General features: G+C 50.8%; 15 protein-coding genes, 1 tRNA gene and 1 pseudogene. 10 read left to right on the forward strand and 7 right to left on the reverse strand.

Features of this window, described 5'->3' with window-relative positions; genetic code table 11:
* On the forward strand, positions 1 to 1611 hold the full coding sequence (gene yejF / locus A9B99_RS04810) for a microcin C ABC transporter ATP-binding protein YejF (protein WP_064595101.1): 1611 nt from the start codon (positions 1 to 3) through the stop codon (positions 1609 to 1611).
* On the opposite strand, the gene A9B99_RS04815 is transcribed toward yejF, so the two are convergent.
* From A9B99_RS04815 to rsuA, 3 genes and pseudogenes are all read right to left on the reverse strand, one after another.
* Positions 1600 to 1941, reverse strand: coding sequence for a YejG family protein (locus A9B99_RS04815; protein WP_064595103.1), 342 nt, complete (start codon positions 1939 to 1941; stop codon positions 1600 to 1602). The genes yejF and A9B99_RS04815 overlap by 12 nt on opposite strands.
* Before the next feature lie 380 nt (positions 1942 to 2321).
* Positions 2322 to 3506: pseudogene (locus A9B99_RS04820) on the reverse strand (Bcr/CflA family multidrug efflux MFS transporter); the annotation flags it as partial.
* Positions 3507 to 3534: 28 nt separating this feature from the next.
* Positions 3535 to 4242, reverse strand: a complete 708-nt coding sequence (gene rsuA / locus A9B99_RS04825) for a 16S rRNA pseudouridine(516) synthase RsuA (protein WP_064595104.1) — start codon at positions 4240 to 4242, stop codon at positions 3535 to 3537.
* Positions 4243 to 4442: 200 nt separating this feature from the next.
* Between rsuA and A9B99_RS04830 the strand changes: the two genes are divergently transcribed.
* Together A9B99_RS04830 and rplY are read left to right on the forward strand one after the other, a co-directional pair.
* Positions 4443 to 6203, forward strand: coding sequence for a DEAD/DEAH box helicase (locus A9B99_RS04830; RefSeq protein ID WP_064595106.1), 1761 nt, complete (start codon positions 4443 to 4445; stop codon positions 6201 to 6203).
* A gap of 199 nt (positions 6204 to 6402) precedes the next feature.
* The gene (gene rplY, locus A9B99_RS04835; RefSeq protein ID WP_064595108.1) at positions 6403 to 6684 is read left to right on the forward strand and encodes a 50S ribosomal protein L25; all 282 of its coding nucleotides are present in this window, start codon (positions 6403 to 6405) and stop codon (positions 6682 to 6684) included.
* Between the two features lie 84 nt (positions 6685 to 6768).
* Here rplY and yejK read toward each other — a convergent pair whose 3' ends face one another.
* Complete coding sequence (gene yejK / locus A9B99_RS04840; protein ID WP_064595110.1) at positions 6769 to 7776, reverse strand: nucleoid-associated protein YejK; 1008 nt, start codon at positions 7774 to 7776, stop codon at positions 6769 to 6771.
* 131 nt (positions 7777 to 7907) lie between these two features.
* Between yejK and A9B99_RS04845 the strand changes: the two genes are divergently transcribed.
* The 4 genes from A9B99_RS04845 (at position 7908) to A9B99_RS04860 (ending at position 11907) form a co-directional block, all read left to right on the forward strand.
* Positions 7908 to 8135: a YejL family protein gene (locus A9B99_RS04845; protein WP_036111504.1), complete on the forward strand. Its 228-nt coding sequence runs from the start codon at positions 7908 to 7910 to the stop codon at positions 8133 to 8135.
* Positions 8136 to 8162: 27 nt separating this feature from the next.
* Positions 8163 to 9905 (forward strand): LPS biosynthesis-modulating metalloenzyme YejM, encoded by a 1743-nt coding sequence (gene yejM / locus A9B99_RS04850; protein WP_064595112.1) that lies wholly within the window; start codon positions 8163 to 8165, stop codon positions 9903 to 9905.
* 73 nt (positions 9906 to 9978) lie between these two features.
* Positions 9979 to 10055: transfer RNA gene (locus A9B99_RS04855), tRNA-Pro, on the forward strand.
* 469 nt (positions 10056 to 10524) lie between these two features.
* Positions 10525 to 11907: an efflux transporter outer membrane subunit gene (locus tag A9B99_RS04860; RefSeq protein ID WP_231889150.1), complete on the forward strand. Its 1383-nt coding sequence runs from the start codon at positions 10525 to 10527 to the stop codon at positions 11905 to 11907.
* A gap of 78 nt (positions 11908 to 11985) precedes the next feature.
* On the opposite strand, the gene aguA is transcribed toward A9B99_RS04860, so the two are convergent.
* Together aguA and aguB are read right to left on the reverse strand one after the other, a co-directional pair.
* Entirely contained in the window at positions 11986 to 13068 is a 1083-nt protein-coding gene (gene aguA / locus A9B99_RS04865) for an agmatine deiminase (protein ID WP_064595116.1), read from the reverse strand.
* Positions 13069 to 13071: 3 nt separating this feature from the next.
* Positions 13072 to 13956 (reverse strand): N-carbamoylputrescine amidase, encoded by an 885-nt coding sequence (aguB, locus tag A9B99_RS04870; protein ID WP_064595118.1) that lies wholly within the window; start codon positions 13954 to 13956, stop codon positions 13072 to 13074.
* A 594-nt stretch (positions 13957 to 14550) separates the two neighbouring features.
* On the opposite strand from aguB, the gene adhP reads away from it, so the two are divergent.
* The 3 genes from adhP (at position 14551) to A9B99_RS04890 (ending at position 19352) form a co-directional block, all read left to right on the forward strand.
* Positions 14551 to 15564 carry an alcohol dehydrogenase AdhP gene (adhP, locus tag A9B99_RS04880; protein ID WP_064595122.1) on the forward strand — a complete coding sequence of 338 codons (1014 nt, stop codon included), beginning with the start codon at positions 14551 to 14553 and terminating at the stop codon, positions 15562 to 15564.
* Positions 15565 to 15792: 228 nt separating this feature from the next.
* Entirely contained in the window at positions 15793 to 17700 is a 1908-nt protein-coding gene (locus A9B99_RS04885) for a methyl-accepting chemotaxis protein (RefSeq protein WP_064595124.1), read from the forward strand.
* 164 nt (positions 17701 to 17864) lie between these two features.
* Entirely contained in the window at positions 17865 to 19352 is a 1488-nt protein-coding gene (locus A9B99_RS04890) for a SulP family inorganic anion transporter (protein ID WP_064595126.1), read from the forward strand.
* Positions 19353 to 19396: 44 nt separating this feature from the next.
* On the opposite strand, the gene mgtE is transcribed toward A9B99_RS04890, so the two are convergent.
* Positions 19397 to 20833, reverse strand: coding sequence for a magnesium transporter (gene mgtE, locus A9B99_RS04895; RefSeq protein ID WP_064595128.1), 1437 nt, complete (start codon positions 20831 to 20833; stop codon positions 19397 to 19399).
* Between the last annotated feature and the right edge of the window lie 73 nt (positions 20834 to 20906).

Genomic DNA, 20906 nt, shown 5'->3' on the forward strand with positions numbered 1-20906 from the left:
ATGTCCACGCCTTTACTAGATATACAGAACCTTTCCATTGCTTTTCGCCGTGACGATACAGAACAGCGCGTGGTTGAAGGGGTGTCTCTGCAACTGGATGCCGGGCAGACTCTTGCTCTGGTGGGGGAATCAGGTTCCGGGAAAAGTGTCACAGCATTGTCGGTGTTACGCCTGTTGCCATCCCCTCCGGTCAGTTACCCTGAAGGCGATATTCAGTTTGCCGGGCAGTCTCTGCTACGGGCACCTGAATCCACACTGAGAGGGATTCGGGGCAATAAAATTGCCATGATCTTCCAGGAGCCGATGGTTTCGCTCAACCCACTGCACACAGTGGAAAAGCAATTATATGAAGTGTTATCACTGCACCGTGGAATGCGTAAAGAAGCTGCCCAGGGAGAAATACTGGATTGTCTGGATCGGGTGGGCATTCGCCACAGCAGGCAACGGTTAAATGACTACCCACATCAGCTTTCCGGTGGTGAGCGCCAGCGCGTAATGATTGCCATGGCGTTACTGACACGCCCGGCGTTGTTAATTGCTGATGAACCCACCACGGCACTGGATGTCACTGTACAGGCACAAATTTTACAACTGCTGCATACCCTGCGCCAGGAACTTAATATGGGGATGTTGTTTATCACCCATGACCTAAGCATTGTGCGCCAGTTGGCTGACGATGTTGCGGTGATGCGCCACGGTCGCTGTGTCGAACACAATGCGGCCCGGATTTTATTTCATTCACCTCAACACCCTTATACCCAGGAATTATTAAATGCCGGGCCACAAGGTGAGCCCGTTCCGCTTGATGAATCTGCCGAACCACTGCTCCAGGTCAACAATCTCGACGTATCGTTTCCAGTCCGTAAGGGTATTCTGCGCCGCACTGTGGGTTACCATCGTGGTATCTCGGGGCTCTCTTTTGCTTTACGCCCGGGGGAAAGCCTGGGCCTGGTAGGGGAATCCGGCTCCGGGAAAAGTACTTCCGGGCTGGCTATTTTGCGCCTGATTCATTCCCAGGGAGACATTGTGTTTGGCGGCCAGGCATTAAGCGGCCTCAGCCGTAAACAACTGTTACCCGTCCGCCGCCGTATTCAGGTTGTTTTTCAGGACCCTAACTCTTCACTCAACCCGCGGCTGAATGTGCAGGATATCATTGCTGAAGGGTTAAAAGTTCACCATCCCCACCTGGATGCGTCAACCCGTGAACAGCGGGTTATTACAGCTATGGAAGAAGTCGGGCTGGATCCGGCAACCCGGCATCGCTACCCGGCTGAATTCTCCGGCGGGCAACGCCAGCGTATTGCCATTGCCCGGGCGCTTATTTTGCAGCCTTCGCTGATTGTGCTGGATGAACCCACCTCATCCCTTGACCGCTCTGTGCAGTCGCAAATTCTGGCCTTGTTAAAAGACCTGCAGGCACGCCATAAGCTGGCGTATATTTTTATCAGTCATGATTTGCAGGTAGTCCGTTCACTCTGCCATCAGGTGGTGGTGTTACGGGCGGGAGAAGTGGTTGAACAAGGCGAGAGCCGGCAAGTGTTTACCAACCCACAACAGGACTACACACGCCAGTTAATGGCGGTGCGCACCCCCGGTTCTTCAGCGAGGTAATTCACAAAAGGGTTCGGCAATCGCCACACCAAAATTTTTCAGGCGGCAGGTTGCTGCGAACTCATCCTGTTGGTTTACAAACAGACAAGGCTCGCCTTCACACTCAACAACACAGCACTCCAGTGCAATGTCATTCAGTGCCTGGCTTAATTTGTACATCACAGGCCAGGCTTTCTCTCCATCATGGCTGAGCAGTTTGAGGCCGACAAGGTTATCCTCTCCCGCCAGGCCATTTTGCGGAATCGGTTCAACTTTTGAGCCAGCGAAACCTGCGGACCATTGATAGCCCTGTGGTAAACGGCTGACGATAGAATGTTGTAACGTATTCACTGTTTGTCCCCGGAAGTCACAATAAAAACCGCATGATTTTTACTTAAAGGTTAATACATTGTTGCTAGATTGCTTCTTATCAGAATAGAAAAAGGCCCCTGAAAATCGCTTTCCAGGTTACCACCTTATTATTCAGTGGTTATTTTTAGCGACAGATCACATTTTCGGGCTATATGTAACCTTTTCTTTCCGTCATTACAACCATTTTTACTACAAATCTTTGACTTTTTACACAATCAATTTTTACATAATTTAAACAAATATGCATAATTCTGCCAGCCGGGGGGTTGACATAGATTAAAAAACAAAGCGATAAAATGGATGTTTTGTGCTAAACCGCCACTTGCCGGCCCAAACCGGCAAGGGCACAAAAGGTGTGTTCAGGAAGAATGACGATGTTTGCGCCGGGCAATGAGGTAGAAGAATAACGATGCGGCGGCACAAGAACTGATTGCTGCCACCATGGGCCAGGCCGTGTTCATCGTCGTGAGAGATAACAGGGCTCCAACCAATGCACCAATTCCGAAACGAAACGTTCCGGCAAGGGAAGAGGCCGTTCCAGCCATATGAGGAAAAGCATCAAGAATAGCGGCCATGGCATTCGAGGATACCATTGAAACGCACCCAATATATACAGCCACACCAAGCACCATAGCCCAGAAACCAAGCCCAAACAAACTACTTCCCACCAGCCAAATTGCCATCAAAAACTGTACACACAACCCGAAACGAAACAGTGCAGTTACACCAAAGCGCCGTACGCAACGACTGTTGATTGCCGTCATCATAAACAGGAACACTATATTCAGCGCAAAGTAGTAACCAAAATGCTCCGGGCGCACATGGTTGAGTTCAATGTAAACAAACGGACCGGTGGTCAAAAAGGCAAATAACCCGGCAAAACTGAACCCACTGGCAAGCATGTAACAAAGCACCTGACGGTGACGAAACAAGGCTGCAAAGTTAGTCAGAGTGGTAGCCAGACGAAAACGCTGGCGGCGCTCGGGAGGCAAGGTTTCGGAAATCAACAAGAGGATCATGACACTGGCAAGCAAGGCGAGGCCCGCCAGTATCCAGAAAATACTCTGCCAGCCAAACCAAACCAGCACCAGCCCCCCGGCGATAGGGGCAACCAGTGGTGCAATAGTGGTAACTAACATGACAAACGACATCATGCGGGAAAACTCTTCCCGAGGGTAGATATCGCGCATTAGCGCATTAATCACAACACTGGCGGCAGCAGCTGAAAGGCCGTGCAAAAAACGCATAAAAATCAGTTGTTCAACCGACTGCGACAAGGCACAGGCAATAGCAGCACAAGCGAAAACCAGGGTTCCCCCCAGAATAACAGGCTTACGCCCCAGACTGTCGGCCATCGGGCCATACAGCAACTGCCCCACCGCAAACCCAAAAATATAGGTACTGAGTGTCATTTGCGTACTGCCAGCAGAGACACCAAACTGGTTGGTTATCACGGGTAATGCAGGCAGATACATATCAATGGAAAGCGGCATTAACATTGCCAGCAGACCAAGAATAAACACAATACTTACTGAGGAGCGCTGGGGGGACGACGCGTAATCCGTTCCTTAATCAGGTTACTGGCAGGCCAATACTGGCCACTTCATCTGCCGTTAATGGGCGATATTCACCTTCTTCCAGTTGGCAGTCCAGTTCAATGCCACCAATCCGTTCGCGGTGCAGAGCTTCAACATGGTTTCCCATGGCAGCAAACATGCGTTTAACCTGATGATAGCGGCCCTCACTGATAGTCAGGCGCACATCTGTCGGCCCCAGGATTTCCAGGATAGCCGGTTTTGTCAGGTCTTTTTCGTTATGTAGCTGAATGCCATCAGCAAACACACTAACCAGCGATTCATCAACCGGAGACTCCAGGGTAACCCGGTAGGTTTTTGAACAATGGTGACGTGGCGAGGTAATACGGTGTGACCACTGCCCGTCATCCGTCAGTAACACCAGACCCGTGGTGTCAATATCCAGCCGGCCAGCTGCATGCAGCTTATGAGCCGCAGGTTCATCAATGAAATACAGGATAGTTGGGTGATCCGGGTCATCCGTAGAACACACGTAGCCCTGGGGCTTATTCAGCATAAAGTAACGCGGGCCATGTTGTTGCGCCAGCGGGGTGCCATCGTAGGCCACCTGATGTTCTGGCTTCAGTTTAAATGCGCTGTCTTTCACAACCTCGTCATCCACCGTAACGTTGCCACCACGAATTTCACGGCATGCAATCGCCCGGCTGATGCCAAGCTGATGGGAAAGGAATTTATCAAGTCTCATGGGATTTCACTGCCTGTCATACCGTGCCCTGATTACAGTAGTATCGTATTTACTGTAGTGGATGCCGGTGTCGATAAGAGAACCAGTGCGCAAGTATAACGACACGCAGTCTGGTCACAAGGCAAAAATAAGTTTGTGCGAAAATCATGGCATAATTTACATGTTTTCTCATACAGGCAGGTTATTACCTTCACAACGTTATGTCTTTTATACTGCGTCCGTATCAACAAGAAGCCGTCGATGCCACTGTGCAATATTTCCGCCACCATACATCCCCGGCGGTTATTGTGTTACCTACAGGCGCAGGCAAAAGCCTGGTGATTGCCGCATTAGCTCGCCTGGCGAAAGGCCGGGTTTTGGTGTTAGCGCATGTAAAAGAGCTGGTGGAGCAAAACCACGCCAAATACGAGGCGCTGGGCCTGAGTGCAGATATTTTTTCTGCCGGGTTGTTGCGCAAACAGAGCCAGGGCAAAGTGGTGTTTGGCAGCATCCAGTCGGTTGCCCGCCATCCTGAGGCCTTCAATGACGCCTTCTCACTGGTTATCATTGATGAGTGCCACCGTATTAGTGACGCCCAGGGTAGCCAGTATCAACAACTGCTGGCGCATTTGCGCAGCCATAACCCGTCACTGCGCCTGCTCGGGCTCACAGCTACGCCATTTCGCCTGGGTAAGGGCTGGATTTACCAGTACCATTACCATGGTATGGTGCGCGGCGACGACCAGGCATTTTTCCGCGACTGTATTTATGAACTGCCATTACGCTACATGATTAAACACGGCTACCTGACACCGCCAGAGCGCATGGACATGCCCGTGGTCAGTTATGATTTTAGTCAGTTGCAGGCACAGAGTAATGGTTTATTCAGTGAAGCGGATATCAATGCTGAGCTGAAAAAACAAAAACGTGTTACCCCGCAAATCATCCGTCAGATTATCGATTTTGCCGCCAGGCGCTGTGCGGCCATGATTTTTGCCGCCACTGTCGAACATGCAAAAGAAATCACTGCGCTGTTGCCCGAAGGTGAGGCCGCTCTGGTCACCGGTGATACGCCTGCTCGTGAACGCGACCAGTTAATTCAGGATTTCAAACAACAAAAGCTGCGTTTTCTGGTGAATGTTTCAGTGCTGACCACAGGGTTCGATGCCCCGCATGTTGACCTCATCGCTATTTTGCGGCCGACAGAATCAGTGAGTCTTTACCAACAAATCGTTGGCCGGGGTTTGCGCCTTTCTCCGGGCAAAACTTCGTGCCTGATTCTGGATTATGCCGGTAATCCCCACGACCTCTATACTCCCGAGGTAGGCCAGGTGAAAAAAGCCAGTGACAATGTTCCCGTTCAGGTGTTTTGCCCGTCCTGCGGCTTTGCCAATACCTTTTGGGGGAAAACCACCCAGGATGGCACACTGATTGAGCATTTTGGCAGGCGCTGCCAGGGCTGGCTGGAGGATGACGAAGGCAACAGAGAACAGTGTGATTTCCGTTTTCGCTTTAAAAACTGCCCCAATTGCCACGCTGAAAATGATATTGCGGCCCGGCGCTGTCATGCCTGCGATACAGTACTGGTTGACCCCGATGATATGTTAAAAGCCGCATTGCGTTTAAAAGACGCACTGGTATTACGCTGTTCGGGCATGGTTCTGGCAGGTGGGTCCGACGCCAAAGGGCCATGGCTGAAAATCACTTACTACGATGAGGACGGTGCAGATGTGAGTGAGCGCTTTCGTCTGAATACCTCCGCGCAGCGAACCGCTTTCGAACACCTGTTCCTGCGTCCGCATCAGCGCGCACCTGGTGTGGCATTTTCATGGTCAACGCCGGAGTCAATCATTGCGCAGCAAGGCATGCTGCGCCATCCGGATTTTGTCGTCGCACGCAAACAGGGGCAATTCTGGCAAGTACGCGAAAAGATTTTTGATTATGAAGGCCGTTTCCGCCGCGCTAATGAATTGCGTGGCTGATACCCGCAGGGTAAGCATTTACATATACAACAGAGCAGAGATAGCAGCCCACCAGGTAATAGTAAAGAAAGTGGCGCTAACGCTTTATTGCCCGTTGGCAGATTACCCGCTATAATGCCGCCCGCTTTTGCATCCGTAAAAGCTGAATATTTACCTGCTACTGGGTCGCCTGTTGCAGGTCTACTATAGAGAGATTGTGATGTTAACTATCAATGCAGAAGTACGTAAAGAGCAGGGTAAGGGTGCGAGCCGCCGCCTGCGCACAGCGAACAAGTTCCCGGCCATCGTTTACGGCGGGACTGAAGCGCCTGTTGCTATCGAACTGGACCACGACCAGGTTATGAACCTGCAGTCCAAACCTGAGTTCTACGAAGTACTGACTCTGGTTATCGAAGGCAAAGAAGTGAACGTAAAAGCTCAGGCTATGCAACGTCACCCGTTCAAGCCGAAACTGATGCACATCGATTTCGTTCGCGCTTAATCGTTCGCTTCAAATAAAAAACGCCGCTTAAGCGGCGTTTTTTATTGTCTGTCATTTGTGCGGCCCCACCTGAGGCCGCAATGCTTAGTTACCGCCAGATGTCCGGCGCTGTAACTGGTCGCGCAAATTTGGAGGAGTGCCTTTAATTGTCAACGTATCCGTTGCCGGGTCCCAGAATACACGTTCCCCTAATAACATAGCATCGAAGTTAATCGTCAACCCGCCGCCACTACCCGCAAATTTGGTCAGTTGTTTTAGTGTACTGCGATCTGCCGGGAAAGTTTCTTCCAGTTCGTACCCTTGTGTTTCAGCAAAAGACTGAAAGTTTTGCTCGCCCAACACCGGGATTTCACCTGCCAGCGCCGAAAGCGCAATTTCTTCACCCGATTGCAGTTGCTCGTTACAGTAGGTGTAAACCTGCTGGCGCACATTCTGCCGCTCGCTTTTATCGAGTTCTCCTTGCGCTGCGTAATCTTCCACTGCCTGAAGCAGGCCGCGGTTTTGCGCTTTAGTATCCAGGCCTTCACTGGCACCCAGGAAATCCATAAAGAAGTCAGAAACTTTACGCCCTACCCGCCCTTTCAGGAAAGTCAGGTAGCGTTTGGATTCCGGGTTGGTTTCCCATTCGGTGAGATCAATACGCGCCACGATATCGGCATGATTAATATCCAGATAATGCGTGGTGCTCAGATCTAACTGTTCATTTACCCGCATACTGCTGAGGTTATTCAGCACAGCGACTAACAAATACTCCACCGCCAGATAACGATACTGGCAAAACAGAACGATACCGCCATCGGCAAACGGGTATTTGCCCAGCTCATCACGCAGGCGACCGGTTGCGGCGCGGCTGAAGGCCAGAAAATCATCTTCGCCTTTACGGCAATTTTGCAAAGCGACAGCCAGCTCGCTTTCTGGCGAAAACAGGCCATAGGCTTTGCTTTTCGCGCTATATACCCGATGCAGTTCCGCCATCATGTCGACCACGACGCCTGCCGGTTCGAGCAGTGTGTCGCGCAACACCAGCTCGAGATTTTGTTCATCACGCTTTATCAGTTGATGTAAAGCTAACTGGTCGATATCCAGACTCATGGTACACTCTCCTTTAAAGGCGGTATTCAATCACCAGTCTCGCCCCGGTGCAACCTCAGATAAAAATGCGGAAAACCTGACGCCATTACGGTAATATGACGCACTTTAATAAAATTGAATGATACTGATTTATGCCACAAACATCCCGTTATAGTGACGAACGTGTTGAAAGCCTGCTTACTGAGCTGGCGAATGTTCTTGAACAACACAAAGCCCCGACTGACCTTTCACTGATGGTGCTGGGGAACATGGTGACTAACCTGATAAACTCCAGTGTCGCGCCTGCCCAGCGCCGGACCATTGCCCGTTCGTTTGCTGAAGCATTGCAATCTTCAGTGCGGGACGAGAGCGCACATTAAAAGATAACAAGGACTGAACGCATCACTATGGTGAACAGGCATCAGCGTTATCGTGAAAAAGTCTCCCAGATGATCAACTGGGGGCACTGGTTTGCGCTGTTTAATATTTTACTCGCCATTGTGCTGGGTAGCCGTTACCTGTTTGTCGCCGACTGGCCTGCAACACTCCCGGGCCGGTTATACTCATGGTTCAGTCTGGTTGGGCACTTCAGCTTTTTGGTGTTTGCTGGCTACCTGTTGATTCTGTTCCCGCTCACTTTTGTAGTCATGTCGCAACGCCTGATGCGTGTATTGTCCGTCACCCTTGCGACCGCGGGGATGACACTGTTACTGGTAGACAGCGAAGTATTTACCCGCTTCCATCTGCACCTTAACCCCATCGTCTGGGAAATTGTGGTTAACCCACAACAGTCTGACATGGGCCGTGAAGGGCAGATGATTTTTATTGCCGTACCGGTCATCCTGCTGATTGAAATGCTGTTTGCCACCTGGAGTTGGCAAAAACTACGCAGCCTCAACCGCCGCAGCCACTTCGCCAAACCCCTGGTGGTGACGTTCTTTGTTGCTTTCTTCAGTAGCCACCTGATGTACATTTGGGCAGATGCTAATTTCTACCGCCCAATCACCATGCAGCGAGCCAATCTGCCCTTCTCTTACCCAATGACTGCCCGGCGCTTCCTTGAGAAACACGGCCTGCTGGATGCCCAGCAATACCAACGCCGCCTGATTGAACAAGGAAGCCCTGAAGCACTGTCTGTACAATATCCGCTGGGCGACCTGAGTTATAGCGGTATGGGAACCGGGCAAAATGTTCTGCTGATCACAGTCAGTGGTCTGAACTATGACAGCTACGCGAAAAATATGCCTTCGCTGGCCGCTTTCGCGAACCAGAATATTCGTTTCACTCACCACATGAGTGCCGGTAACCAGGCTGATGATGGCGTATTCGGGCTGTTTTATGGTATTTCACCTACCTATTTTGATAGCGTGCTGTCTGCCCGAATACCTGCAGCACTGATAACAGCATTCAACCAACAAGGTTACCAGTTGGGATTATTTGCCTCCGATGGCTTTAAAGGGCCGTTATACCGCCAGGCACTGTTGTCTGATTTTTCACTGCCGGAAGCACGTTCCCGTACCGACAAACAAACTGCCACCCAATGGATCAACTGGCTTAACCAATATGCTTCGGAAGATAACCGCTGGTTTTCATGGGTGGCATTAAATGGTACAGATGGTGCCAACGAGAATACCCTGCCCACTGCTGAGGGCCAGGTAGATACACAAATTAACCGGATTCTTGATGCCTTACGGGCACAAAATAGCCTTGATAATACCGTAGTTATTATTACTGCAGACCGGGGGATTCCGGATAAACAACACCAAAATACCTTTGCCTGGGACCGCGACCGTATTCAGGTTCCGCTTATCATTCACTGGCCGGGTACACCCGCCCAGCAAATATCAAAACTGACCAGTCACCAGGATATTATGGCCACTCTGATGACCCGGTTACTGGACGTGAAAACTCCGGTAAATGAGTACTCTCAGGGGGAGGACCTGTTTGCCGCCACTCGCCGAAATGACTGGGTAATTAGTGCAGATAACAATACGATGGCTATCACAACACCGAAGATGACACTGGTTCTGGATAACAACGGCAATTACCGGGCCTGGGACCGCTCTGGTGAAATTATTACCGATAAAGCACCACAATTACGTCTGCTGTTACGTGCACTGACCGACGAAAAACGCTTCATTGCTAACTGATTGATTAATTAACCCCCACTCAGTTAGCTCCCCACTTGCAATGCAGCGGAAAACGGGTAGTATTAGCGCCCATCGGCACGTAGCGCAGCCTGGTAGCGCACCGTCATGGGGTGTCGGGGGTCGGAGGTTCAAATCCTCTCGTGCCGACCAAATTCCCCAAGAAAACCAGCCTGTTAAGGCTGGTTTTTTTATGCCTGTGGTTTGGGTGGGGAATCATGGGAGAATAACCTTTGGCGTTACATCTCCAGCCAGTCATCCAACGCGACTTATCCCGGTTTGTTAATGATGCAGACCATTTCCCTGACCACCGGTCTCCCCCGGCTTCATTCACCAAACGCACTGAAGCAGTCGCTGCCACAAATCATCTTCCTTTACATACTATTGGCTGAAGTATCCGCAAATATTGACCAGAACAAAGTCTTCTGGCTATGCTGGCTTTTTAGCACAAATGGTCATTAACCGCTGTTCTGGCACGAAAAGTGTGAACTCTTGTTCTCAATTCGTGGAAAATGGAACCTGACGTGTTGATCCACACGGCGCATCACTTATTTCTTATTTCAGGTAACTCAACATAATGAATGCTAAAAATGCCCCACGTCTTTCTTCATGTGGACTGTTATTGAGCCTTTTACTCACCGGATGCGCAACATCAGAAGGACTTACCACACACAACAGCGTGCTTTCACCTGACTCACTTCAGGCACAAAAAAGCCTCGCTGGTGTTCATTTCAGCCCGGCTGCGTGGCCCCAGCAAGCATGGTGGAAAAACTTTAATGATCCACAGCTAAACCAGTTAATAGACCAGGCTCTCGCCAGCAGCCCTGACCTGCAAATTGTCAATGCCCAGGCAGCAAAAGCCAATGCTGCGGTCGTTGCAGCAGAAGCCGCGCGGATGCCAACCCTTGATGCTGATGGTAGCGTCACCCGTTCACGCATTGCCAGAGTGGATGATCCGTTACTGGAAGGCCACCGTTATTCAACTCTGCGCTCCGCCTACCTCAGCGCCAGCTATACGCTGGATTTGTGGGGTGGGCAGAAAGCCGCCTGGGAATCTGCGTTGGGCGCAGCCCGTGCCAGCGAAGTGGATAAACAAGGTGCCCGGTTGACTCTGGCCGCGAATGTCACTCGCGCCTATATCAACCTGAACCTGAATAAGGAGCTGGAGAAACTGGCAGAAGAGAACGTTAAACGTACTGAATCTATCAGCCAGTTGCAGCAGAAATATTTTGCTAACGGTTTATCCACCCGTTACCAGTACAACCAGGCGCGCGCCACAGCGAAAAGTGCTGAGCAGGCATTAACGGCCGCCAGACAAGCCACTGTGGATGCAGGTATCAAGCTCTCTATTTTGCTTGGGAAAGGGCCAGATGCATGGCGCAGCCTCAGGCAGGTTCAGTTAAGCGTACCGCAAAATATGACGCTGCCTTCCGATATCCCGGCTGAACTGGTTGGCCGCAGGCCTGACGTTGTGGCTGCACGCTGGCGGGTTGAATCCGCTGAAAAAAATATCGCCGCAGTTAAAACCGAGTTTTATCCCAACATTAACCTGGTGGCTGAAGCCGGTAGCCGTAATCTGTTAGGCGATGCGTTCTTTGGCGCACCCAGTCAGTTCTTTAATATTGGGCCAACATTGTCTTTGCCTATCTTCGATGGAGGCAAACGCCGTGCTGACCTCGCCACCAGCAATGCGGACTGGGATCTGGCCGTAGCGCACTATAACAGTACTGTTATCAGTGCGCTGGGTAACATCAGCGACAGTATTGTGTCGATGAAATCCCTCGGTGAGCAAACTGATCAGGCACAGCAGGCGAACCAACTGGTTCACAGTGCGTGGGATGACGTATCCAAAGAGTACAGTGCAGGCCTGAGACCTTTCCTTGATGTGTTATCACTGCAAAGTCAGTTGATTGAATCAGACCAGCAGGTTGCTGAGTTAAAAGCGCAACAACTGAACCAGGCTGTCTTGTTGATTGAACAACTGGGCGGTGGGTTTAAGGCCTGATTTGCTGAGCGATATCTAAATATAACGCCGCCAGTGGCAGAACCTGGCGGCGTTTTTTTATTTCCGAAATAAGGCAAATCAGGCAGGAATTTGCTGAGTGATGCAGTGAATGTTACCGCCACCCAGTAAAATTTCCCGGGCAGGCACACCAGTAACCTGGTAGCCCGGATACATCTCATGGAACAATGCCTGTGCGACGGGATCTGTTTTGGTATCCAGCAACGGGAAAATAATTTGTTGGTTACTTATCAGGTAATTCACATAGGAACCAGCCAGGCGATTCCCCTGCTGGCGTTCAATGGCGCTTCCTGCATGGACACTGGCTGTTTCTTCTTCGCTGGCAAATAACGGGCCTGGAGCTGGTAGTTTCCAGACCTTCAATTTACGGCCACGAGCATCCGTTGACTGTTCGAGCACCGCCAGTGCCGCCTGAGAGCGGGCATACTGTGGGTCCTGTTCATCGTCAGTCCAGTGCAGTGCCACTTCGCCCGGACGCACAAAACAGCACATGTTATCGATATGGCCGTCGGTCTCATCATTAAACACGCCCTCTGGCAGCCAAATGAAACGTTCAACACCCAGGTAGTCATGTAAATGCTGTTCAATTTCGGCTTGTGACAAATGCGGGTTACGATTCGGGTTCAGCAGGCACTCGGCGGTGGTCAGCAATGTGCCTTCGCCATCGACATGAACAGACCCCCCTTCCAGTACCAGTGAAGTCGGATAACCGGCAAAACCATGATATTGCAGCACCTGGCTGGCAACAGCCTGGTCTTTATCCCAGGGTGCATACAGGCCGCCCTGCTCGCCGCCCCAGGCATTGAAAGTCCAGTCCACGCCACGCCGTTCCCCTGCACTGTTGACGACAATGGTTGGCCCGGTATCACGCATCCAGGCATCATCACTTTCCATTTCCACCAGCGTGACACTGGCAGGCATAGTGCCCTGAGCTTTGCCAAGCTCACTCGCAGGCACAGCCATAAACACAGGCGTGGTTTGCGCAATGGCGCCGGCGACTGCGGCAAAAGCCTGCTGCGCTGGCTTACCTTCATTACGCCAGTTGTCTGTGCGGTAAGGCCAGATCATCCACACTGCCTGTTGTGGTGCCCACTCGGCAGGCATCATAAACCCATCACGGCGGGGGGTTGTCATCTCAGACATGGCTTATCTCCGGGTAGTGCCATCAGAAGTGGCAATCGCACCGTACATTTCCGGGCGACGGTCGCGGAACAACCCCCAGGATGCACGTTGCGCAGCGATAGCGTCCAGGTCAAAGGTATGCACCAGAACAGTTTCATCCGTTTTGTTAGCCTGTTTAACCAGTTCGCCGGTCTGGTCAGCAATAAAAGAAGAACCATAGAATGTCATTTCCAGGCCTTCTATATATTTACTGGCTTCGGTTCCAATACGGTTGGAAGCGATAACCGGCACCAGGTTTGCTGCTGCATGGCCTTGCTGAACGCGAGTCCAGTGCGGCTGGCTGTCGATTTCCGGGTAAGCGGGTTCAGAACCAATTGCAGTTGGGTAGAAGATAACTTCAGCACCCTGCAATGCAAGGCTACGGGCCGTTTCCGGGAACCACTGGTCCCAACAAATCCCCACTCCCACTTTGGCATAGCGCGTATTCCACACTTTAAAACCCGTGTCACCTGGGATGAAAAATTGTTTCTCCTGATAAGCCGGGCCATTAGGAATATGGGTTTTACGGTAAATGTCCATCACCGTGCCATCGGCATCAATCATGACCAGTGAGTTGTAATAGGCGTTGTTCGCTTTTTCAAAGAAGCTTAGTGGCAGCACCACTTCCAGCTCTTTTGCCAGTGCAGAAAAATGGCTGATTAGCGGGCTGTTCGCAACATCCTGCGCCAGCGCGTAATGTTCCGGGCTTTGATCAATGCAAAAGTAAGGCGCCGCGAAGAGTTCCTGAATCAGGATAATTTGCGCCCCCTGGGCATGGGCTTCACGCACCAGTCGCTCAGCATTGGCAATGTTGTTGTCCAGCTCCCAGCTACAGGCCATTTGAGTGGCAGCGACAGTTACATTTCTCATTAAAAAATCTCCTGATGTTAGAGAATAGTGCTTACCAGGCTGCTTTTGTCCCACAGCCTGCACCCGGTGCAGCATTTGCCCACCAGGCGATAAAAATTCTGTTCAATAGTAGCAGACTCCCCGGGCAGGCCGAAAATATTGCCATTGTGACCAGAGGTTATGCGCGCCTTTTAAACGCAAACCAGCAGGCCTTCAGCACCAGCTGCAAGGGGTGAGACACTATACGGATCCCGGCACCCAGACTCAATCTGTCCCGCGGTAAATTCTGACGACTTGCCGTTTTACCCCACAATGCAATGGCACATATACTCAAGAACTTCTAAACAATAGTCACTAGGCTAATGTGGCAATGTTGCTAATTTGTTGCACAAGAAAATTACTTACCTTCATGGCAATCAGGTGCATAAAATCTTCAGAAGTCATCTACGCTAATGATATCAGCATGATTTAATAAATTTTTTCTTTTCGAATAAACTTTATCGAAATAATACCTTAGAATTAATAATCGATTTGGAATTATTCCGAATTCATACATCTGAATAAATGTTATCCAGATGCTACAAACAAGAAGCCATCAATAGTCAAGGAGTGCAAATGAAAGCAGCCGTTGTGAACAGTCATCACCATGTTGATGTCGTCGATAAAAAACTTCGCCCACTGGAGCATGGTGAAGCGTTACTGTCGATGGAATGTTGTGGGGTTTGCCACACCGACTTGCATGTAAAGAATGGCGATTTCGGAGACAAAACCGGGGTTATTCTTGGTCATGAAGGGATTGGAGTAGTCAAAGAGATTGGGCCGGGGGTCAGTTCACTGAAAGTGGGCGACCGGGCAAGTGTTGCGTGGTTTTTTGAAGGCTGTGGGCACTGTGAATATTGCACCAGCGGTAACGAGACACTGTGCCGTAACGTGAAGAATGCGGGCTACACCGTTGATGGCGGCATGGCAGAAGAGTGCATTGTGGTGGCAGACTACGCGGTGAAAGTACCCGATGGCCTGGACTCAGCGGCAGCAAGCAGCGTGACCTGCGCGGGTGTGACCACTTACAAAGCGGTGAAAGTGTCAGAGATCAAACCGGGCCAGTGGATTGCCATTTATGGTCTGGGTGGCCTCGGCAACCTCGCATTGCAGTATGCAAAAAATGTTTTCAACGCCAAAGTCATTGCGGTGGATGTCAACGATAAACAACTGGCCTTCGCGAAAGAAATGGGCGCTGACCTGGTGATTAACTCCCGCACAGAAGACGCGGCGAAATTCATTCAGGAAAAAACGGGGGGTGCACATGCAGCTGTTGTTACGGCGGTGGCTAAAGCAGCTTTTAACTCCGCTGTCGATGCCGTGCGCGCTGGTGCCCGCGTGGTTGCAGTAGGCTTACCGCCAGAATCAATGAGCCTGGACATTCCACGACTGGTGCTGGATGGCATCCAGGTTGTGGGTTCACTGGTTGGCACACGTAAAGACCTGACTGAGGCGTTCCAGTTTGCCGCTGAAGGTAAAGTCGTGCCTAAAGTAACCCGCCGCCCCATTGAAGATATCAACACCATTTTTGAAGAGATGGAACAGGGTAAAATTCAGGGCCGTATGGTAATTGATTTCGGGCAGAAATAACTCTGGTACACAAAGGCGCTGCGGCGCCTTTATTTTTTTAATAAATAGCACTGTATTAATCATTATTAATACGTTAAGAAAACTAAATAATAAATTTAGCGCCAATTAAGAGTTTATACATTAAAAGTCATAGCCTTAGAATTACCTCTTTTTGGGTAATCTTTTAGTAAAGTTCATTCACCATACACCGATAACCTCTTTACGCCTGTAAAAAAGAGGTTGCCACGTATGTCATGGATTTACCGAATATCAATAAGAAATAAGCTGTTACTCGTATTGTCGCCACTGCTTTTAGCATTATTAGGCGTAGCCGGAAATGGGTTTATTTCTCACTACGCTGTTGAACAGCAAATGAAAACTGTTTCCGGGCTTACACAAATTGCCGGAACACTCGGCGACACAATACATGAAATTCAAAAAGAACGCGGCCTCAGTGCCGGCTACCTCGGCAGCAAGGGCCAGCAATTTCGTTCTGAGTTAACCGCGCAGCAGCAACTCACTGACCAGGCGTTAAAAAAAGCCGAACATAGCCTGACACAACTTGCTCAGACTGAGCATTTAAGCAAATTGACTGAACTTGTTGACCAGTTTTCACAGCAACAGCAGACAATAAATACATTGCGAAGTGGTGTCAGTGACTTATCCATCGCAACACCGCAGGCGCTGGCCAGCTATACCAGAATGGTGAATACCCTGCTGGATATTGTCGGCAATATCAGCCACCTGCCCCAGCCAGGGGTAATTCTCAACGACCTGATGACCTATTACGCGCTATTAAACATCAAAGAACAGGCAGGCATTGAGCGCGCACTGCTCGCCAATACCTTCTCAGCCGGTAAATTTATGCCGGGCATGTTCCAGCGTTTCAGTGAGGTTGTCGGAAAACAAACCTCATGGATAACAGCTTACCAAACCTTTGCCACGGCTGATGACCTTAAACTCTGGCAGCAAACCCAAAACCTGCCCGCAACACAAAAAGCTCTTGCCATGCGCCAGCAGGCATTCATTCACGCAACAGATAATCAGTTTGGTATTCAGGGGCCAGACTGGTTCTCTGCCCAGACAGAACGAATTAATTTATTGAAAGAACTGGAAAATACCCTTTCCAGCCAGTTATCTGGCGATGCACAAAAAATTACTGACACTGCCCGTACAGACTGGATGAGTTACCTTGGTGCCACAGTACTCGCGCTGCTGGTTTCGCTGGGGTTCGCATTACTGATTACCCGCAGTATTGACCAGCAACTCAAAACAATTTTGCACAAAATTCACACCATGGGCAACGACCTCACCCAACGGTTACCTGTCCCGGGAACTGACGAACTGTCGCGTATCAGTGGAGCCTGGAACGCGATGACCGATAACCTCAGGTCTACAGTGATGGAAATAAAGCAAGGCGCTGACGTGCTGTTAAGTGCCAGCGATGATATCGCCCAGGGCAACCAGGATTTGGCACAGCGGACTGATGAACAGGCGGCTTCACTGGTAGAAACAGCGGCCAGCATGGAGCAGATATCGACCACCGTTAACCAAACCGCTGAAAGCGCCCGTCAGGCACAATTGCTGACAACGGAAATGGAAAATGAGGTGCAGGAAGCAGACAGTATTGCGATTGAAGCCAGCCGCAGTATTGAAGCCGTGCGTGAGTCCAGCGAACAAATTTCCCACATCATCAGCTCTATTGATGAAATCTCCTTCCAGACAAATTTGCTGGCACTGAATGCTGCCGTGGAGGCTGCGCGAGCAGGCGAATTGGGAAAAGGTTTCGCGGTTGTTGCAACCGAAGTTCGTAATCTGTCCCAGCGTTGCGCACGGGAAGCGGCATCCATAAGAGAGTTGGTAACGGTGACCATGGAGAAAATTAACGAAGGCGTTGAAAAGGTTAATGCTTCGGGCGAAACCCTGCACCTTGCAGCCGCCAATACCAGCAGGATGCGCCAATATGTTACCGATATTGCCCATGCCGCCAGTGAGCAGTCACTGGGCATTCAGCAAATTGATTTGGCTTTACATCAGCTTGAACAGGTGACGCAGCAAAATGCTGCCCGGGTTTCTGAGGCAGCCACCGCCAGCCAGACGCTGAACCAACAATCAGAAGCAATGACTTCACTGGTTAACCGTTTTACTCTGAATTGACCCGGTAACGGATGGCAGCAACAGGCTGCCATCCGCGTTAAAAAAACGTAAAAACTGGTAAATTTCTGGTATTCACTGTAGTATGCCCACCTTTCTCAGGCAGTGTTTGCCTGCCATCGCAGCCATTTCTGGCCCCCCGTCAAAACAACGAAACCTGCACAACAATGAAAACATTATCTGATAACCCGACAACGGCTGTGTCAGTTGCCGATGTCTTACGCTCACCAGGGCGTCTGTTTCGCGAATCCCTTGCCGGTGTACTGACTGCGCTGGCATTAATCCCCGAAGTTATCTCTTTCTCGGTGATTGCTGGTGTGGACCCCAAAGTCAGTCTGGTCGCCTCTATTGTATTATGCCTGTCCATGTCTGTACTGGGGGGACGCCCGGCAATGGTTACGGCGGCTGCGGGTTCTGTCGCGCTGGTGATTGGACCAATGGTGCGCGACCACGGTGTGGGCTATATCATGCCAGCGGTGATTCTTGCCGGTATCATCCAGATAATGTTTGGTACCCTGGGGCTGGCCCGCATGATGCGCTACATTCCCCGCTCGGTGATGACCGGTTTTGTTAATGCGTTAGGGATCCTGATTTTCTTCGCCCAGGTTCCCCATGTGTTAGGGCAAAGTACGCTGGTCTGGGCGCTGTTTGCCGCCACACTTGCCATTGTTATCTTTTTACCCAGAATCTTTAGCGCGATTCCGGCACCACTGATAGCTGTGGTTCTGATTACCACGATATCGGTTTCTATGGGCCTGGCTTTACCCGTTGTAGGTGATGAAGGCCCAATGCATGCTGGCCTGCCATCCATTAACAGTCTGATGGTTCCCCTGAACCTTGAAACACTGAAAATTATCTGGCCCTGTGCGCTGAGTGTTGCATTTGTTGGCCTGATGGAGTCACTTCTCACTGCCCGCCTGGTGGATGACCTGACTGATACACCGTCCAGTAAACGCCGGGAAAGCTGGGGACTGGGCGTCGCCAACATTTTTGCCGCGTTTTATGGCGGAATAGCCGGTTGCGCCATGATAGGCCAGACAATTGTTAATGTTGAGCTGGGCAAAGCCCGTACCCGGGTTTCCACCATTGCTGCCGGGTTGTTTCTTCTCCTGATGGTGACCGGGCTCAGTGAGATCATGGCGAAAATCCCCATGGTGGTGCTGGCAGGCATCATGATGATTGTGGCGTACAAAACCGTTGACTGGCACAGCCTGCAACCCAAAACGTTACGCCGTATGCCGCTACCAGAAACACTGGTAATGCTTGTGACCGTGATTACCACTGTCTGGACCGGTAACCTGGCAATCGGCGTGGTTGGCGGTGTTATCTTCGCCACCCTGTTATTTGCCCGCCGTGTGGCCCATGTGATTCATGCAGAACGCCAACTGGATGAAGCAGGCCAGACGGTGTATTACCAGGTTCGTGGCCCACTGTTTTTCGCGAGCAGTAACGACTTGTTTGAACATTTCAACTATGCGGATGATCCACAGAACGTGGTGATTGATTTAACTCATGCACAAATCTGGGATGCATCCACAGTGGCTGCACTGGATGCCATCGAACACCGTTACCAGAAGCACGGTTGCCAGGTTTCGTTTGAAGGGCTGGATATGCGCAGTAGCGAATTCCACGCACGTCTGTCCGGAAAGGTTTAAGGAAGCACTCAGTCACCGGGCGGGTTCCCTGCCCGGCTCTGATGTTACAACAGGAAAATGGTTGCCAGGCCAAGGAAAATAAAAAAACCGCCGGTATCAGTAATAGCAGTGATCATCACACTGGAACCGACTGCCGGATCACGTCCCAACCGGTACATCGTCAACGGGATCAACACGCCCATGATTGCCGCCACTAACAAGTTAAGCACCATAGCCAGCGTCATCACGCCACCCAGTTGCGGGTCTTGATACAAAAGCCAGGTCACCACGCCCATCAGACCACCCCAAATCAGGCCATTAATCAGCGCAACGCCCATTTCACGAAACAGCAAAAACATAAAGTTCGCTGGCTGAACCTGCTGCAAAGCAAGCGCCCGGACAATCATCGTGATAGTCTGGTTGCCGGTATTCCCGCCAATGCCCGCCACAATTGGCATCAGTGCGGCCAGTGCAACAAGCTGGGCAATCGTGTGCTCAAAGCCATCAATCACCCGGGAAGCGATAAACGCGGTACACAGGTTGATGGCAAGCCAGGCCCAACGGTTTTTTACCGCTTTGCCTACCGGGGCGAAAACATCTTCGCCACTACTTAAGCCCCCCATACGCCGCAGGTCTGAATCTGTTTCTTCGTAAACCACATCAACGATTTCATCAATGGTCAGGCGCCCCATCAGTTTTCCCTGGGCATCCACAACGGCGGCACTGATGAGGTTATCACGTTCGAAGGTGCGGGCTGCTGCTTCGTCGTTGTCCAGCGGAGAAAAGGTGGTTGGATCAGACACCATGACATCACACACCAACGCTTTTGGTGAATGCAATAAAATACTGGTAACGCCCAGCTCACCAATGAGAATACGATCCCGCCCCACCACAAACAGCTTATCGGTGTTTTCCGGCATTTTTCCCCGGCGGCGTAAATAGCGTTGTACGGCTTCCAGCGTGGTATCGGAACGGATGGTGATCACTTCAAACTCCATGATCGCCCCCACGCTGTGTTTATCGTAATCCATCACCTGGCGAACACGATCCCGCTCCTGAGCAGGTAAGGACGCCAGTAAACGGCCGGTAAGATCACGGGGAAGGTGTTGCACCAGATAGATCTGTTCGTCAATATCCAGTGTGCTGAGTGCGGTCATTAATGCCCGGTCACTCATTTCATCAATCAGATCGTCCCAAACACTGGCTGAGGCTTCAACCAGCACTTTACCGCGCTTTTGAACTGCAACCAGATGCCATAAAGCATGGCGTTCTTCAGCCGGTAAACCTTCCAGGGTATCCGCCAGATCAGGCGCAGGCAGGCGGGCCACCAGCTGGTTCATTTCACTGATATCGTCATTTAACCGACCCAGAGTATGCGGTTCACCCTGAGGGAGTTTGCCTAAAATGGCAGGTACCACCATTTTATTAGTGGAAAAGATAGATAAGATGCGCGCACGGTCTTCAGCGCGATGCCGGGCACTTTGATTGATAAGTAATGACATGAATAAGACTTTCCCTGCTGACAGTTATCACCAAATGCTCTCCGGGCAAGTGGCTAAGACATATCGCTGCAGA

It is taken from the genome of Mangrovibacter phragmitis, from assembly GCF_001655675.1.
Taxonomy (GTDB): Bacteria; Pseudomonadota; Gammaproteobacteria; order Enterobacterales; family Enterobacteriaceae; genus Mangrovibacter; species Mangrovibacter phragmitis.

Bases quoted from the DNA above. Each gene is read 5' to 3' on its own strand.
- A9B99_RS04890 (WP_064595126.1), top strand. From the start codon at position 17,865: ATGAAAACATTATCTGATAACCCGACAACGGCTGTGTCAGTTGCCGAT.
- yejF (WP_064595101.1), top strand. From the start codon at position 1: ATGTCCACGCCTTTACTAGATATACAGAACCTTTCCATTGCTTTTCGC.
- yejK (WP_064595110.1), bottom strand. From the start codon at position 7,776: ATGAGTCTGGATATCGACCAGTTAGCTTTACATCAACTGATAAAGCGT.
- adhP (WP_064595122.1), top strand. From the start codon at position 14,551: ATGAAAGCAGCCGTTGTGAACAGTCATCACCATGTTGATGTCGTCGAT.
- aguA (WP_064595116.1), bottom strand. From the start codon at position 13,068: ATGTCTGAGATGACAACCCCCCGCCGTGATGGGTTTATGATGCCTGCC.
- A9B99_RS04845 (WP_036111504.1), top strand. From the start codon at position 7,908: ATGCCACAAACATCCCGTTATAGTGACGAACGTGTTGAAAGCCTGCTT.
- yejM (WP_064595112.1), top strand. From the start codon at position 8,163: ATGGTGAACAGGCATCAGCGTTATCGTGAAAAAGTCTCCCAGATGATC.
- rplY (WP_064595108.1), top strand. From the start codon at position 6,403: ATGTTAACTATCAATGCAGAAGTACGTAAAGAGCAGGGTAAGGGTGCG.
- rsuA (WP_064595104.1), bottom strand. From the start codon at position 4,242: ATGAGACTTGATAAATTCCTTTCCCATCAGCTTGGCATCAGCCGGGCG.
- aguB (WP_064595118.1), bottom strand. From the start codon at position 13,956: ATGAGAAATGTAACTGTCGCTGCCACTCAAATGGCCTGTAGCTGGGAG.
- mgtE (WP_064595128.1), bottom strand. From the start codon at position 20,833: ATGTCATTACTTATCAATCAAAGTGCCCGGCATCGCGCTGAAGACCGT.
- A9B99_RS04885 (WP_064595124.1), top strand. From the start codon at position 15,793: ATGTCATGGATTTACCGAATATCAATAAGAAATAAGCTGTTACTCGTA.
- A9B99_RS04830 (WP_064595106.1), top strand. From the start codon at position 4,443: ATGTCTTTTATACTGCGTCCGTATCAACAAGAAGCCGTCGATGCCACT.